Annotated in this window: 14 protein-coding genes; 7 read left to right on the forward strand and 7 right to left on the reverse strand. The window is 74.1% G+C overall.

The features are described from left to right. Positions 1–32 precede the first annotated feature (32 nt). Positions 33–533: a DinB family protein gene (locus LFA75_RS13360; protein WP_225234119.1), complete on the forward strand. Its 501-nt coding sequence runs from the start codon at positions 33–35 to the stop codon at positions 531–533. Here the strand turns inward: LFA75_RS13360 and LFA75_RS13365 are convergent. The 5 genes from LFA75_RS13365 to LFA75_RS13385 all read right to left on the reverse strand — a co-directional run bounded on the left by LFA75_RS13365 (position 524) and on the right by LFA75_RS13385 (position 4,986). Further along, positions 524–1,096: an LOG family protein gene (locus LFA75_RS13365; protein WP_225234120.1), complete on the reverse strand. Its 573-nt coding sequence runs from the start codon at positions 1,094–1,096 to the stop codon at positions 524–526. The genes LFA75_RS13360 and LFA75_RS13365 overlap by 10 nt on opposite strands. Before the next feature lie 105 nt (positions 1,097–1,201). After that, the gene (locus LFA75_RS13370) at positions 1,202–1,669 is read right to left on the reverse strand and encodes a MaoC family dehydratase (RefSeq protein ID WP_225234121.1); all 468 of its coding nucleotides are present in this window, start codon (positions 1,667–1,669) and stop codon (positions 1,202–1,204) included. Beyond that, positions 1,666–3,207 carry an acyl-CoA synthetase gene (locus LFA75_RS13375; RefSeq protein ID WP_225234122.1) on the reverse strand — a complete coding sequence of 514 codons (1,542 nt, stop codon included), beginning with the start codon at positions 3,205–3,207 and terminating at the stop codon, positions 1,666–1,668. Before LFA75_RS13375 ends, LFA75_RS13370 begins: the two co-directional genes overlap by 4 nt. Then, positions 3,204–4,067: an amidohydrolase family protein gene (locus tag LFA75_RS13380; protein ID WP_318250073.1), complete on the reverse strand. Its 864-nt coding sequence runs from the start codon at positions 4,065–4,067 to the stop codon at positions 3,204–3,206. The genes LFA75_RS13375 and LFA75_RS13380 overlap by 4 nt, the downstream gene beginning before the upstream one ends. Before the next feature lie 13 nt (positions 4,068–4,080). Continuing rightward, positions 4,081–4,986: an SDR family oxidoreductase gene (locus LFA75_RS13385; RefSeq protein ID WP_225234124.1), complete on the reverse strand. Its 906-nt coding sequence runs from the start codon at positions 4,984–4,986 to the stop codon at positions 4,081–4,083. A 76-nt stretch (positions 4,987–5,062) separates the two neighbouring features. Between LFA75_RS13385 and LFA75_RS13390 the strand changes: the two genes are divergently transcribed. Then, entirely contained in the window at positions 5,063–5,491 is a 429-nt protein-coding gene (locus LFA75_RS13390; RefSeq protein ID WP_225234125.1) for a MarR family winged helix-turn-helix transcriptional regulator, read from the forward strand. 32 nt (positions 5,492–5,523) lie between these two features. Here the strand turns inward: LFA75_RS13390 and LFA75_RS13395 are convergent, their stop codons facing one another. Next, positions 5,524–6,576, reverse strand: coding sequence for an IS110 family RNA-guided transposase (locus tag LFA75_RS13395; protein WP_225232357.1), 1,053 nt, complete (start codon positions 6,574–6,576; stop codon positions 5,524–5,526). A 254-nt stretch (positions 6,577–6,830) separates the two neighbouring features. After that, the gene (locus LFA75_RS13400) at positions 6,831–7,658 is read right to left on the reverse strand and encodes a PaaX family transcriptional regulator (RefSeq protein WP_225234126.1); all 828 of its coding nucleotides are present in this window, start codon (positions 7,656–7,658) and stop codon (positions 6,831–6,833) included. A 136-nt stretch (positions 7,659–7,794) separates the two neighbouring features. Between LFA75_RS13400 and LFA75_RS24285 the strand changes: the two genes are divergently transcribed. From LFA75_RS24285 to LFA75_RS13425, 5 genes are read left to right on the forward strand one after another with little or no spacing between them, the layout of a single operon-like run. Beyond that, complete coding sequence (locus LFA75_RS24285; RefSeq protein ID WP_225234127.1) at positions 7,795–9,357, forward strand: ATP-binding cassette domain-containing protein; 1,563 nt, start codon at positions 7,795–7,797, stop codon at positions 9,355–9,357. Next, positions 9,354–10,247: a branched-chain amino acid ABC transporter permease gene (locus LFA75_RS13410; RefSeq protein WP_225234128.1), complete on the forward strand. Its 894-nt coding sequence runs from the start codon at positions 9,354–9,356 to the stop codon at positions 10,245–10,247. Before LFA75_RS24285 ends, LFA75_RS13410 begins: the two co-directional genes overlap by 4 nt. Continuing rightward, the gene (locus LFA75_RS13415; RefSeq protein ID WP_225234129.1) at positions 10,240–11,352 is read left to right on the forward strand and encodes a branched-chain amino acid ABC transporter permease; all 1,113 of its coding nucleotides are present in this window, start codon (positions 10,240–10,242) and stop codon (positions 11,350–11,352) included. The genes LFA75_RS13410 and LFA75_RS13415 overlap by 8 nt, the downstream gene beginning before the upstream one ends. After that, the gene (locus LFA75_RS13420) at positions 11,349–12,608 is read left to right on the forward strand and encodes an ABC transporter substrate-binding protein (protein WP_225234130.1); all 1,260 of its coding nucleotides are present in this window, start codon (positions 11,349–11,351) and stop codon (positions 12,606–12,608) included. The genes LFA75_RS13415 and LFA75_RS13420 overlap by 4 nt, the downstream gene beginning before the upstream one ends. A 3-nt stretch (positions 12,609–12,611) precedes the next feature. Then, positions 12,612–14,117 (forward strand): class I adenylate-forming enzyme family protein, encoded by a 1,506-nt coding sequence (locus LFA75_RS13425; RefSeq protein WP_225234131.1) that lies wholly within the window; start codon positions 12,612–12,614, stop codon positions 14,115–14,117. The last annotated feature ends 88 nt before the right edge of the window (positions 14,118–14,205 follow it).

Here is a 14,205-nt window from a genome sequence, read left to right on the forward strand (position 1 = left end):
CGCCCGCGGCCCGACCGGGCCAGGGTGGGGTCGTGGACGAGCACGAGCTGTGGTTGCGGTCGATCGCCGACCAGCGGGCCGCCTTCCGGGCCGCGGTGTCGGGCCTCACCGAGGAGCAGGCGCGGGCGGTGCCCAGCGCCAGCGCGCTGTCGCTGGCGGTGCTGGTGAAGCACGCCGTCTGGGGGGAGGACACCTGGGTGGGCGCGCGGGTGGGCGGGGGCGTCCCCGACGAGGGCCCGGCCGGGTGGGTGGCGGGCTTCGAGCTGACCCCCGAGGACACGGTGGCCTCGCTGCTGGCCCGGTGGGACGTCGTCGCCGGGCGCACCGAGCAGGTGGTCCGGGCCGAGCCGGACCTGGGCCGGCCGGTGCCGTTGAGCGCGGAGACCCGGCAGTACGTCGCCGCCGACGTCGAGCCCACCGTCCGCTGGGTGCTGCTGCACCTGGTCGAGGAGCTGGCGCGGCACGCCGGGCACGCCGACGTCGTGCGCGAGACGGTCGACGGCAAGGGCGCCCAGGAGCTGGCTCAGCCCTGAGGCGGCTTCCGCCACTTCCGCTCGGGGTGCCGGTAGCCGGACACGAACTCCAGCAGGCCGTCGGCGGTGTGCACCACACCGAGGGCGTCCAGGCGGCGGCCGTCGAGGTACCCGTCGTCGACCATCCGGTGCAGCTGGGTGAGCAGCGGCTGCCAGAAGTCGTCGACGTCCAGCAGCAGCGTCGGCTTGGCGTGCAGGCCGAGCATGCCCCAGGTCCAGGCCTCGAAGAGCTCCTCCAGGGTGCCGGCGGCACCGGGCAGGGCGACGAAGGCGTCGGACAGGTCGGCCATCGCGGCCTTGCGCTCGTGCATGGTCTGCACGACCCGCAGGTCGGTCAGCCCGGGGTGGGCGAGCTCGTCGTCGACCAGGTGCTGCGGGATCACCCCGACCACCTCGCCGCCGGCGGCCAGCGCGGCGTCGGCCACCGTGCCCATCATCCCGACCCGGCCACCGCCGTAGACGATGCCGACGCCGGCCCGGGCGAGGGACTCGGCGAACCCGGCCGCGGCGTGCTGGTGGGACGGCGGGCCGGCCTGCGACCCGGTGAAGACGGCGATGCGCATGCCCGGCACCCTGTCACGCCCCGCCCGGGCAGGCATGGGAGCCCATGCACCCGGGGACGGGGCCCGTGACCGGGTGCATGGGCTCCCATGCCGTCGTGTGCGGGGTCAGGAGGCGGGTGCGCCGTACGCGCGGGTGACCCACTCGGCGATGCAGACCGGCTTGTCGGCGCCCTCGCGCTCGATGACGACGGCGATGGTGTTCTGCACCCCGCCGGCGACCTCCTCGACCGACTTCAGCGTGGTCGTCGCGCGCACCCGCGAGCCGACCGGGACCGGGGCGGGGAAGCGGACCTTGTTGAGGCCGTAGTTCACGCCCATCACCGCGTCGCTGATCGTGTACGTCGCGGTGGCGAGCGGGACGGCCAGCGAGAGGGTCATGAACCCGTGGGCGATCGGGCCGCCGAAGGGGCTCTCGGCCTTGGCCCGCTCGACGTCGACGTGGATCCACTGGTGGTCACCGGTGGCGTCGGCGAAGGTGTTGACCGCCTCCTGGGTGATCTCGTACCAGTCGCTGGTGCCCAGCTCGGTGCCCTGGAGGCCGGCGATCTCGGCGATCGTCGTGGTGGTGGTCATGCGTCACTCCTCGGTGAGTACGTGGATCTCAGGTCGGGCTTGCGGATCTTGCCGGTGGCGGTCTTGGGCAGCTCGGTCACGAACCGCACCTGCTTGGGCACCTTGAACCCGGCCAGCTTCTCCCGCAGCGCGGCGCGCAGCGCCTCGGCGTCCTGCACCGCCCCGGGGGTCGGGACGACGACGGCCAGGCCGACCTCGCCCCAGTGCGGGTCCGGGACACCGATGACGGCGACCTCGGACACCTCGGGCAGCTCCAGCATCGTGGACTCCACCTCGGCCGGGTACACGTTCTCCCCGCCGGAGATGATCATGTCCTTGTACCGGTCGCGGATGTAGAGGTAGCCGTCCTCGTCGGTGGAGCCGGCGTCCCCGGAGTGGTACCAGCCGTCGACGATCGCCGCGGCGGTGGCCTCCGGTGCGTTCCAGTAGCCGGCCATGATGTTCGGCCCGGACAGCACGATCTCGCCGACCTCGCCGGGCGGGCAGGTCGTCCCGTCCGGTCGCACGACCTTGACGTCGGTGAAGAACTGCGGCTTGCCGGCCGACCCGACGTGGTCCGCCGCGTCGGCGCTGTCCAGCGCGGTGCCGGCCGGCGCCGACTCGGTCATCCCGTACGCCTGCTGCACGGTGATCCCCCGGTCCAGCCAGGTGCGCAGCAGCGGCAGCGGCAGCGGCGCCCCGGCCGCGCCGATGGTGCGCAACGCCGACAGGTCGAGGGTGGCGAAGTCCGGCTGGCGGCTGAGCGCGTCGAGCATCGTGGGGACGGCGAAGAACGACGTCACCCGCTGCTCGGCGATGACCGCCAGGGTCGCCGGCGGGTCGAAACCACGCACCAGCACGCCGCAGCCGCCGCGCATGAGCGTGGGGTTGAGCGTCCCGTTCAGCCCGCCGATGTGGAACAGCGGCGCCAGCGCGAGGGTCCGCTCGTCCGGGGCGAAGTCGAAGCCGAGCACCTGGCTCATGCACGACCAGGTCATGTTCCCGTGGGTCAGGACCGCGCCCTTGGGCCGGCCGGTGGTCCCGGAGGTGTACATGATCAGGCAGACGTCGTCGAGGGTGACCGGCTCGTCCCGCTGCACCGGCTCGGCACCGGCGAGCAGCTGCTGCCAGTCCAGCGAGTCGGCGCCGCCGGCCAGCGGGGTCTCACCGGCCACCCAGGTGCGGACGGCGGGGAGCGCCTCGCGGAGGGCGTCGGCCGTCGTCCCGTGCTCCCGCCCGTGCACGACCAGCGTGGCGCCGGAGTGCTCGAGCACGTACTTCGCCTCGGGCGGGGTGAGCCGGGCGTTGACCGGCACCCAGATCGCCCCGAGCTGGCCGCAGGCGTAGAGGGTCTCCAGGCCGGCCGGGTGGTTGGCGCCGAGCCAGGCCACCCGGTCACCGCGCTGGACGCCGAGCCCGGCCAGCGCCGCCGCGGCGCGGCGCACCCGCAGCGCGAACTCGCCGTGCGTCGTCGTCGTGCCCTCGAACCACAGAGCCGGCTTGTGCGCGGAGCTGCGCAGGTGCCGCTCGGGCCACGAGCCCAGGCCGGCATTCCTCACCTCAGCCCCAGGGCGCGGATCGCGTTCTCCTTGAAGATCAGCGGCTTGACCTCGGGCTTGATGTCGAGGGTCTCGAAGTCGGCCATCCAGCGCTCGGGCTTGAGCAACGGGTAGTCCGACCCGAAGAGCACCTTGCGCTTGAGCAGGCCGTTGGCGGCCTTGACCAGCTGCGGCGGGAAGTACTTCGGCGACCAGCCGGACAGGTCGATGTAGACGTTGGCCTTGTGCGTGGCGATCGAGATCGCGGAGTCCTGCCAGGGCACCGAGGGGTGCGCCATGATGATCGTCAGCCCGGGGAAGTCGGCGGCGACGTCGTCCAGCAGCATCGGGTCGGAGTAGCGCAGCTTGATGCCGCGCCCGCCGGGCAGGCCGGCGCCGATCCCGGTCTGGCCGGTGTGGAACAGCGCCGGGACGCCGAGGTTCTGCAGCTCCTCGTAGAGGGGGTAGACCGCGCGGTCGTTGGGCTCGAAGGCCTGGATCGACGGGTGGAACTTGAACCCGCGGACGTCGTGCTCGGTCACCAGCTTCCGGGCCAGCGCGATGCCCTTGGCGCCGCGGGCGGGGTCGACCGACCCGAACGGGATCAGGACGTCGGGGTGCTGGGCGGCGAGGTCGGCGATCTCCTCGTTGCTCAGCGCCGGGTGGCCGGTGGCGTGCTCGATGTCCACGGTGAACACGACCGCGGCCATGTTCTTGGCCCGGTAGTCCGCGGCGATGTCCGGGACGGTGGGGTCGTAGGGGTCGCCCTTGAAGTACTTCGCGGCCGCGGCGTTGAGCTCGTCGTCCAGCGCCAGGTGGCCGTGGGTGTCGGCGTGCACGTGGGTGTGCACGTCGATGGCGACCAGGGCGTCCAGGTCCAGCTGCAGGGCCATCTCAGGACTCCGGCTCGAACTGCTGGCCGACGGTCTGCTTCGAGGCCTCGAACGTGGGGCCCCAGGCGTCGGCGATGGCCTCGGCCGACCAGCCGGTGCCGTCGGCGAACTCCACGACGGTCTCGACCGGGTGGGTCCACAGCGCCAGCCGGTCGCCGCCGATGCCGATGGCCTGGCCGGTGATGCCGGCGGCCTCGTCGGAGGCGAGGAAGGCGATCAGCCCGGCGACGTCCTGCGCCGACCCGAAGCCCAGCTGCTTGCGGGCGTAGGGCGGCAGTGGGTCGCCGTTCTTCAGCGCGGTGACGTAGGGCTCCAGGAAGGGCACCGTCTCGGTCATCGCGGTGGCGGCCACCGGGACGACGGCGTTCACGGTGATCTGCGCCCGGGCCAGCTCCATCGCCCAGGTGCGCACCATGCCGACGATGCCGGCCTTGGCCGCGGCGTAGTTGGTCTGGCCGAAGTTGCCGACCTGGCCGGTGGGGGAGCCGATGCAGATGATCCGGCCGCCCTCGCCCTGCTCGCGCAGCTTGACCGCGGCGGCGCGGGTGCAGGTGAAGGTGCCGCGCAGGTGGGTGGTGATGACCGCGTCGAACTGCTCGTCGGTCATCTTCCACAGCGTGGTGTCGCGCAGGATGCCGGCGTTGTTGACCAGCACGTCCAGCCGGCCGAACTCGGCGACGGCGCGGTCGACCAGGGCCTGGGCGGCCTCGCTGGACCCGACGGGCACGACCTCGGCGACGGCGCTGCCCCCGTCGGCGGTGATCGCGTCGACGGCGGCCTGCGCGACCTCGGCGTCCACGTCGTTGACCACGACGGCTGCGCCGCGGCGGGCCAGCTCCTGGGCGTAGGCGAGGCCGAGGCCCCGGCCGGATCCGGTGACGACGGCGACCTTGCCGGTCAGCTCCACGGGTTCTCCTCGGTGCAGGGGGTGGTGCCCGGACCGTAGGTCGGTATCATGGAGGTTGTCAACGATGGAGGTGTTCATGGGTCACCCGCTGACCGACGACCTGGGGTTCCTGCTCTCCCGCGCCAGCGGCGCCGTCGTCCGGGCGACCAACGCCGCGCTCACCTCGCACGGGCTGCGGGTGCGCCAGTACTCGGTGCTGGTGCTGGCTTGCGACGCCGCGGACGGGGTGACCCAGCGCGAGCTGGCCGACGTCCTGGGGCTGGACCCGTCCCAGGTGGTGCTGCTGGTCGACGAGCTGGCCGGTGCCGGGCTGGTCGAGCGCCGGCCGTCCGAGGCCGACCGGCGCACCCGGCTGGTGGTGGCCACCGACGCCGGCCGGCGGGTGCGGGCCGACGCCGAGCGCGCGGCGACCGAGGCGGTCGAGGTGCCGCTGGGCCTGCTCGCCGAGGCCGAGCGCGAGCGGCTGCGGGACATGCTCACCCGCATCTGGACCGCGGCCGGCTGACCCGGGGCCGGCGGGGACGCTCCTATGGTTCGTCAAGCCGCAGCCGGTGCTGATTCCAGGCGTCGGAAGAGTTCTCGGGCGATGTAGCGCTTGAGGCAGCGTTTGATCTCCCGGTCGGTCTTGCCTTGGGCTCGGCGGCGGTCGGCGTAGGCGCGGGTGCGCTCGTCCCGTTGCAGGCGGCTGAGGGCCACGGTGTGCAGGGCGCGGTTGAGTTGGCGGTCCCCGGAGCGGTTGAGCCGGTAGCGCACCGTCTTGCCCGAAGACGCGGGGATCGGTGCGGTGCCGGCGAGCATCGCGAAGGCGGCGTCGCTGCGGCAACGCCCCGGGTGGGACCAGGCGGTGAGCACTGTGGCGGCCACGATGGGGCCGACCCCGCTGACCTCGAGCAGGTCCGGTCGCCAGGAGCGCACGACGGCCCGGATCGCCTTCTCGTGCTCGAGCGCTTCGGCTTCGAGGAACCGGACGCGGCGGGCCAGGTCCCGCAGCACCGTCAGCGCGGTGAGCACGTCGATGGCGCCACTGCTGGCACCTGGTCGTAGCGCTGCGGCGGTGGTGATCATGGTGCGAGTGGACTGGCCGCGGAACCGGGCGCGCACGACCTCTGGTGCGGTGATGACCATGGCAAGCAGTTGCCGGCCGGCGTCGGTGGCGGCTTGGACTGCCATCCGTCGGGCGGTCAGCCGCATCTGCAGCGCGGCCCGCTCGGGGCCGGTCTTGGGTGCGGCCAGCTGGGTACGGGCCAGCGCGTCCCGGGCGGCGCGCTCGGCGTCGATGGGGTCGGACTTGGCCCCGGCACGCCGCGCCGGGCGCTTGGGGCGGTCCAGCTCCACCACCCACTCACCGACCTCGGCCAGGTGGCGGGCCAGGCCGGCGCCGTAGCCGCCGGCTCCTTCCATCGCCCAGGCCCGCAGGCCCGGGTGCTGCTCGGCCAGGGCGAGCAGTTCGGCGTAGCCGTCGGGGTCGGCGGGCACCGTGGCCCGGGCCAGCACCCCGCCGGTGGCCACCTCGACAACGGCGGCGGTGTGGGTCTGGCTGTGGGTGTCGACGCCGATGACGACCTCGACCAGTTCTGCCAACATGGACATGCGTTGTTCTCCTTGACCGGGGCGACGCGTGCAGGTCCCGGTCCGGTGCGGAGATGGCAGGACTGTGATGAGACACGCCAGCGTCAACTGGCGGTCAAGCTCCTGATCAGGCCAACGTCTCCGGCCGGGCCGGTGCCGGCAGCAGCAGACGGACAAGTCCCGTCGAAGGCACGAAGCCAGTCAGGCGAAGGGTCACGCCCACTGCTGCCAGCCATCAGCCCATCACCGATGAGCCGACCCTGCCAGCCTCACAGTCAGGCGACGCGGCCGGTGGCGCGCAGGCTGCGCTCCAGCGCGGCCCGGGCGGCCGGCTCCAGCGCGGTGCGGGCGCGCCGGTAGGTGGCGGCGCTGGCCGCGGCGGGCCAGTCCGGGCCCAGGTTCTGCGCCGGCAACCCGGGGTCGGCCTGCAGCAGGTCCAGCCAGTCCGCGCCGAGCAGGGTCAGCTGGGCCATCGAGCCCGCGACCGGGGGCGGACCGCCCCAGGTCTCGGTGAAGCGCAGGTGCGCGGCGCGCACCGCGGGGACGTCCCAGGCCCGCCGCACCATCCCGTCGACGTCGGTGCCCGGCAGGGGACGGGCGCCGAACGCGTCGGCCAGCCCGGTCGCCTCGGCCAGCCCCCGGTCGCCGAGGACGGCGGCCACGTCGACGGTGCCCGGGGCGATCCACAGGCCGTCGCGCAGCCCGCCGAACCCGGCCCAGGCCAGCGCGCCGCGCACCCGGTGCCGCAGCACCCGCTGGGTCTCGGGCACCGAGTAGCTGAGCAGCGTCCACTCCCCGGGCGGGTGCTCGAACGGGGTCGGGGAGCTGACCCGGCGGTCGGCCCGGCGCAGCACCGCCTCGATCCGCGGGGTCAGCGAGTACTCCGCCGTCCGGCCGACCTGGCCGCGGGCGAGCAGGCCGCGCTGGACCATCCGCTGCAGCGTCGCCCGCCCGGCCGCCTCGGCCACGCCGAGGTCGGCGAGCACGTCCAGCAGCGTGGACGACGGCAGCGGCGGCAGGTCGGCGTCGAGCACCTGGGAGCCCAGGAAGTTCAGCAGGAGCGCCTGCGGGCGGTGCGCCGCCCCCGGCCCGGGCCCGTCCATGTGCCTCCTCGGTCCCGCAGATCCCAGCACAGCTGCACCAGGTCCGACGAAAGGTAGACAACTTCTTGACGGACGTAGAGGTTTTCTCTAGCTTTCTCGTGACCTGGAACACCCCAGTCGATCGTGAAGGACATCGATGTCCGCACCGCTGCTGTCCGTCGAGCACCTCGACGTCGTCTACGACGGGACGATCACCGCGCTGTCCGACGTCTCGCTGACCGTCGCGCCCGGGCAGGTCGTCGCCGTCCTGGGGTCCAACGGGGCCGGCAAGACCTCGCTGCTGCGGGCGGTCTCCCGGTCGCTGCAGCCCTACGGCGGCGCGGTCACCGGCGGCACGATCACCTTCGCCGGGCAGGACCTCGCCGGGGCCGACGCCGCGGACGTCGTCCGGCGCGGGCTGGTCCAGGTGCCCGAGGGACGGCGGATCTTCCGCGACCTGACCGTGGCCGAGAACCTCCGGGCCGGCGGGTACACCGTGCGGGACAAGGCGGCCCGCGCCGAGGCCTGCGACCGGGTGTTCGACCTGTTCCCGATCCTGGCCGAGCGCCGCGACCAGCCCGGTGGCCTGCTGTCCGGCGGCCAGCAGCAGATGCTGGCGATGGGCCGGGCGCTCATGGCCTCGCCGCAGCTGCTGCTGCTCGACGAGCCGAGCCTGGGCCTGGCCCCGCTGCTGGTCGACCAGATCGGCGAGATCGTCACCGAGATCAACCGGCAGGGCACCGCCGTCCTGCTGATCGAGCAGAACGCGGTGATGGGCCTGCGGGTCGCGCACGCCGCCTCGGTGCTGGAGATCGGCCGGGTCACCGCGTCGGGGACGGCGGACGAGCTGGCCGCCAGCGACGACGTGCAGGAGCGGTACCTGGGCGTCGCCGTCCCCGTGGTGGCCACCGAGGTGGTCGAGAGCGAGCCGGCGATCCCCACCGCCGAGCCGCCGCAGCGGCTGCGGGTCGAGGGCCTGACCGTGCGGTTCGGCGGCATCACCGCGCTCAGCGAGGTCTCCTTCACCGTCGAGCCCGGCACCGTGCACGCGCTGATCGGGCCCAACGGCGCGGGCAAGTCCACGCTGGTCAACGTGCTGGGCGGCACCTACCGGGCCACCGAGGGCGCCGTGCACTACGGGGACGCCGAGCTGACCGCGCTGCGGCCGGACCGGGTCGCCGGGCTGGGCGTGGCCCGGACCTTCCAGAACATCTCGCTGGCCCTCGAGGACACCGTCGAGGACAACCTGCTGGTCGGCCGGCACCGGCTGATGCGCCGTGGCCTGGTGCCCGGCATGCTCCGGCTCCCCGGTGCCCGGCGCGAGGAGCGCGAGCACCGCGAGACCGTCGGCGGGATCGCCGAGATGCTGGGGATCGCGCACCTGCTGCGCACCCCGGTGCACACGCTGGCCTACGGCGACCGCAAGCGGGTCGAGATGGGCCGGGCCCTGGCCGCGCGGCCCTCGCTGCTGCTGCTCGACGAGCCGGTCGCCGGCATGACCCACGGGGAGTCGCAGGAGATGGCCGAGACCATCCGCCAGGTCCGCCGGGACCTCGGGCTGTCGATCGTGCTGGTCGAGCACGACATGCCCTTCGTCATGGGGCTGGCCGAGCAGGTCACCGTCCTGGACTTCGGGAAGAAGATCGCCGAGGGGACGCCGGCCGCCGTGCAGCGCGACCCCGAGGTGCTCCGGGCCTACCTGGGAGCGGCCGCCGCATGAGCTACCTCCTCGAGCAGGTGCTGAACGGGCTGTCCTACGGCCTGGTGCTCAGCCTCATCGCCGCCGGGTTCGCGATCGTGTTCACCTCGACCGGGGTGCTCAACTTCGCGCACGGCTCGATCGTGCTGCTGGGCGCCTACCTGGTCGCCGTGCTGCACGACAGCATCGGGTTCTGGCCCGCGGTGCTGGTCGGGCTGGCCGGGGCCGCGCTCGTCGGGGTGGCCATCAACGCCGTCCTGGTGCGCAACCTGGCGGACAAGAAGCCCGACACCGCGGCGATCCTCATGCTCGGCGTGGACATCGTGCTGCTCACCGAGCTGACCCGGCGGATCGGCAACCAGGTGCTCACCCTGGGCGCGCCGTGGGGTGCCTCGGTGGTCCGGTTCGGCGACGTCTCCCTGCCCACCGGACGCGTGCTCGCCGCCGGCGTCACGGTGGTCGCCTTCGGTGCGCTCTGGTACCTGTTCTCCCGCACCGACCTGGGCGTGGGCATGCGGGCCGCGGCCGCCGACGGGCCGACCGCCTCCCTCATGGGCATCCGGCTGTCCCGCACCGCGGCCACCGGGTGGGCGCTGGCCGGGGTGCTGGCCGCCGTCGCCGGCATCTTCCTCACCTCCTTCCCGGCCCCCGGCGTGGCGCCGACCGTCGCGCTCAGCGCCTTCGCGGCCATCCCGGCCTGGGTGCTCGGCGGCTTCGACTCGGTGCCCGGCGCGGTCATCGGCGGGCTGCTCATCGGGCTCACCAGCGCGCTGGTCACCGGCTACGAGTCCGACCTGGAGCCCTTCCTGGGGTCCGGGTTCGGCGAGGTCGCCCCGTACGTCGTCATGATCGTCGTCCTGCTCGTGCGGCCCTCGGGCCTGCTGGGCAGCAAGGAGGCCGTCCGTGTCTGACCTCCCTCGCCGGATCAGCGGGCTGGTGCTCCTGCTCGTCGCCCTGGCCCTGCCGCTGGTCATGAGCGACTTCTGGCTGCAGACCGGCCTGTTCGTCATGGCCACCGCCATCGGTGCGGTCGGGCTGACCCTGCTGGTGGGCGTGGCCGGCCAGCTGTCCCTGGGCCACGCCGCCTTCGCCGCGATCGGGGCCTACGTGTTCGCCTGGTCCACCGGGGAGTCGACGACGTCGGTCTCCGGCCTCGGCCTGCCCCCGGTGCTGGGCCTGGTGCTCGCCGCCGTGGTCAGCGCCGGCGTCGGTGCGGCGTTCTCCCCGATCGCGGGGCGGCTGCGCGGCATCTACCTGGGCCTGGCCACCCTCGGGCTGGTCTTCGTCGTCCGGCACCTGCTGGTGAACCTGGACCAGTGGACCGGCGGGTTCGTCGGCCGCTCGGTGGAGCCCTTCGCGGTCCTGGGCTTCAGCTTCAGCAACCGGGACCCCGACTACCTGGCGATCGCCGGCGTGGAGTTCAGCGGCCTGCACCGGCTCTGGTACCTGTTCCTCCTGCTCGCGGTGGTGGCCATCTGGCTGGCGTCGAACCTGCGGGCCGGCCGGACCGGGCGGGCCTGGGCCAACGTCCGGGACTCCGAGACCGCGGCCGCCGCCATGGGCATCGGGGTCGCCGGGGCCAAGCGGTCGGCGTTCGTCGTCTCCTCGGCCTACGCCGGGGTGGCCGGCGCGATGCTGGCGCTGGCCTACGGCCGGGTCGCCCCCGACGTCTTCAGCCTGACCGCCTCGGTCGACTTCCTGGTGATGATCGTGCTGGGCGGGCTGGGCTCGGTGGCCGGCGCCGTCGTCGGGGCGGTCTTCGTGACCTCGCTCCCGCTGGTGCTGGCCCAGTACAGCTCGGCGCTGCCGTTCCTGGCCGCCCCCGGCTCGGGCGGGCTGGACCCCTCCACCGCCGCCCGGATCGTCTACGGGCTGGCGATCATCGCCGTCCTGGTGTTCCTCCGCGGCGGGCTGGCCGGTGCCGCCCGCCGGCTCCGTGCCCGCCTGCGCCCCACCCCCGCCGTCGGCCAGCCGGCCGTCGCCGCACCATCCCGGTCGAAGGAGACCACCCGATGAAGCACCGCCTCCGCGCCGCCGCCACGCTGTCCGCCGCCGCCCTGGCGCTGGCGGCGTGCAGCACCACCGCCCCGTCGTCGTCCTCCGGTGAGGGCGGTGGGGACGACGTCGCCACCGGCAACGGGGTGACCGACAGCGAGATGACCATCGGGATGCTCACCGACCTCTCCGGCCCGTTCGCCGCCGGTGCCGCCGTCCAGGTGACCGAGACCCAGGCCTACTGGGACCAGGTCAACGCCGACGGCGGGATCTGCGACCGCGACGTGACCGTGGACGTGCAGGACCACGGCTACGACCCGCAGCGCGCGGTCACCCTCTACCGCTCGATGGCCCCCGACGTCGTCGCGCTGCAGCAGGTGCTCGGCGGCCCGACCAGCTCCGCGGTGCTGCCGCTGGCCGAGCAGGACTCCCTCTACGTGGGCGGGGTCGGCTGGGCCGGCTCGGCGCTGGCCTTCGAGAACAACCAGCTGCCCGGTGCCTCCAACGCCATCCAGGCCGCCAACGCCGTGGACTACATGCTCGACGACCTGGACGTGCCCGAGGGCTCGACCATCGGCGTCGTCTACTTCACCGGCGACTACGGCGGGGACGCCCTGGCCGGCGCCGAGCACGCGGCGCAGGAGCGCGGGGTGGAGATCCTGGCCCAGGAGATCACCCCGGCCACCACCGACCTGTCCGCGCAGGCCTCCGCGCTGGCCCAGGCCGACGTGGCCGGTGTGGTGCTCGCCGCCGCCCCGACCCAGTTCGCCTCGCTGGCCGGCGTGCTGGCCTCGCAGGGCGCCGACGTGCCGATCATCGGCATGAACCCGACGTTCAACCCCTCGCTGCTGACCACCCCGGCCGCCGACGCGCTGCTGGCCAACGCGTACTCGATGACCAGCATCTCGCCCTACGCCAACCCCGACTCCGCCGGCGTGCAGGCGGCCAACGAACTCTACGCGTCGGCCGACCCGGACGGTGCGCTGGGCTGGGAGGTGCCGCTGGCCTACGTGCAGGCCGAGCTGCTCAAGCAGGCGCTCGAGGGTGCCTGCGAGGCCGGTGACCTGACCCCGGAGGGCGTTGTCGCCGCGTTCCGCGACAGCAGCTCGACCGACACCGAGGGCCTGCTGCCCGACGGCCTGGACTACTCCGAGGTCGGCCAGTCGCCGACCACCACGGTCTTCGTGTCGAAGGTCAGCGCGGACGCCGAGGCCGGCCTGGAGCTGCTCGACCAGGTCAGCGGTCCCAGCGCCGAGTCCTTCTCCTACGGGGGCTGACCGGTGCCCGCGCTCGTCACCAGCGAGCTGCGGGCGCCGGCGACCGGTCCGGCGGGGGGCGTCCTGGGCGACGTCCTCCGCCGGGCGGTCGAGCTGGGGCCGGACGACGTCCTCCTGACCACCCCGGCCACCGGGGAGAGCTGGAGCGCGGCGCGGCTGCTCGCCGACGCGACGTCGCTGGCCACCGGCCTGCTGCAGCTGGCCGGACCGGGTGCCCGGGTCGCCACCTGCCTGGCCAACGGCCCGGCGCCGGTGCTTGTCCAGCTCGGCGTGGCGCTGGCCGGGCAGACGCTGGTGCCGGTCAACCCGCGGTCCCGCCCGGCCGAGGTCGAGCACGCGCTGACCCTGGCCGGGGCGCGGGTCGCGGTCGCGGACGGCCCGGGTGCCGAGTTCTGCGCCGCCGTCCCCGGGGTGCAGGTGGTGGCCGACTGGCGGTCGCTGCTGGCGCCGCCGGGCGCGCTGCCCGAGGTGGCGCCGGACTCGCTGGCCCAGGTGCAGTTCACCTCCGGGACGACGGGGCGGGCCAAGGGCGTGCGGATCACCCACGCCGGGATGGTCGCCACCGGGGCGGCGTTCGCCGACCGGCTGGGTCCCACCGCCGGGCGGGTGTGGTGCAACCCGATGCCGCTGTTCCACACCGCGGGCAACGTGCTGGGCGTCGTCGGTGCGCTGTGGGCCCGGGCCGACCACGTGGTGCTGCCGTTCGCGCCGGGGCCGGTGCTCGAGGTGCTGGCGTCGTCGCGGGTCACGATGCTGTCGGCGGCCCCGACGTTGCTGGACCTGCTGGTGAGCGAGGGCGTGCCCGACCTGCCCGACCTGGCGGTGCTGGTCACCGGCGGGATGACGGTGACCCCGGCGTTCGTGGACCGGGTCGAGGCGGCCTTCGGCGCCCGGCTGGCGACGACGTTCGGGATGACCGAGACGTGCGGGTCGGCGCTGATGACCGGTCCGGGCGACCCCGACGAGGTGCGGCGGGGCACCGTCGGCGGGCCGCTGGCCGGCACCGAGGTGCGGATCTGCGGGCCGGACGGCGTCCCGGTGCCGGTGGGGGAGCCCGGCGAGCTGTGGGTGCGGGGCGCCCGGCTCACCGACGGCTACCTGGCCGACCCGCCGGTGCCCGCGCTGGACGACGAGGGCTGGCTGCACACCGGCGACCTGGCCGAGATGTCGGCGTCCGGGGCCTGCCGGGTGGTCGGCCGGCTCAAGGACATGATCAAGACCGGCGGCGAGAACGTGTCGCCGGTCGAGGTGGAGGAGGCGCTGGCCGCCCACCCGGGCGTCGCGCTGGCCGCCGTCGTCGGGGCGCCGGACGAGCGGTGGGGCGAGCTGGTGGTCGGGTTCGTGGTGCCGGCCGGTGCCGACGTCGACGTGGCCGAGCTCGAGGCCTGGTGCCGGGACCGGCTGTCGCCGTTCAAGGTGCCCCGCCGCTGGCACCTGGTCGACGAGCTGCCGATGACCGCGTCGGCCAAGGTCCAGCGCGCCGAGCTGCGCCGCCGCGCCGCCACCTGACCCCGGCCACGGGTGTGCTTCCACGAGGCGGAAGCGGCCTTCCGGGTCCCGGTGACAGCGGTCACGCTGGACCGGTCACCGTCGACGC

The organism is Klenkia terrae (genome assembly GCF_900491935.1).
GTDB classification, from domain to species: Bacteria; Actinomycetota; Actinomycetes; order Mycobacteriales; family Geodermatophilaceae; genus Klenkia; species Klenkia terrae.

What these genes read in the sequence shown, in the direction of transcription:
- LFA75_RS13365 (WP_225234120.1), bottom strand. Translation starts at nt 1,096, where the DNA reads ATGCGCATCGCCGTCTTCACCGGGTCGCAGGCCGGCCCGCCGTCCCAC.
- LFA75_RS13370 (WP_225234121.1), bottom strand. Translation starts at nt 1,669, where the DNA reads ATGACCACCACCACGACGATCGCCGAGATCGCCGGCCTCCAGGGCACC.
- LFA75_RS13390 (WP_225234125.1), top strand. Translation starts at nt 5,063, where the DNA reads ATGGGTCACCCGCTGACCGACGACCTGGGGTTCCTGCTCTCCCGCGCC.
- LFA75_RS13395 (WP_225232357.1), bottom strand. Translation starts at nt 6,576, where the DNA reads ATGTCCATGTTGGCAGAACTGGTCGAGGTCGTCATCGGCGTCGACACC.
- LFA75_RS13400 (WP_225234126.1), bottom strand. Translation starts at nt 7,658, where the DNA reads ATGGACGGGCCCGGGCCGGGGGCGGCGCACCGCCCGCAGGCGCTCCTG.
- LFA75_RS24285 (WP_225234127.1), top strand. Translation starts at nt 7,795, where the DNA reads ATGTCCGCACCGCTGCTGTCCGTCGAGCACCTCGACGTCGTCTACGAC.
- LFA75_RS13410 (WP_225234128.1), top strand. Translation starts at nt 9,354, where the DNA reads ATGAGCTACCTCCTCGAGCAGGTGCTGAACGGGCTGTCCTACGGCCTG.
- LFA75_RS13420 (WP_225234130.1), top strand. Translation starts at nt 11,349, where the DNA reads ATGAAGCACCGCCTCCGCGCCGCCGCCACGCTGTCCGCCGCCGCCCTG.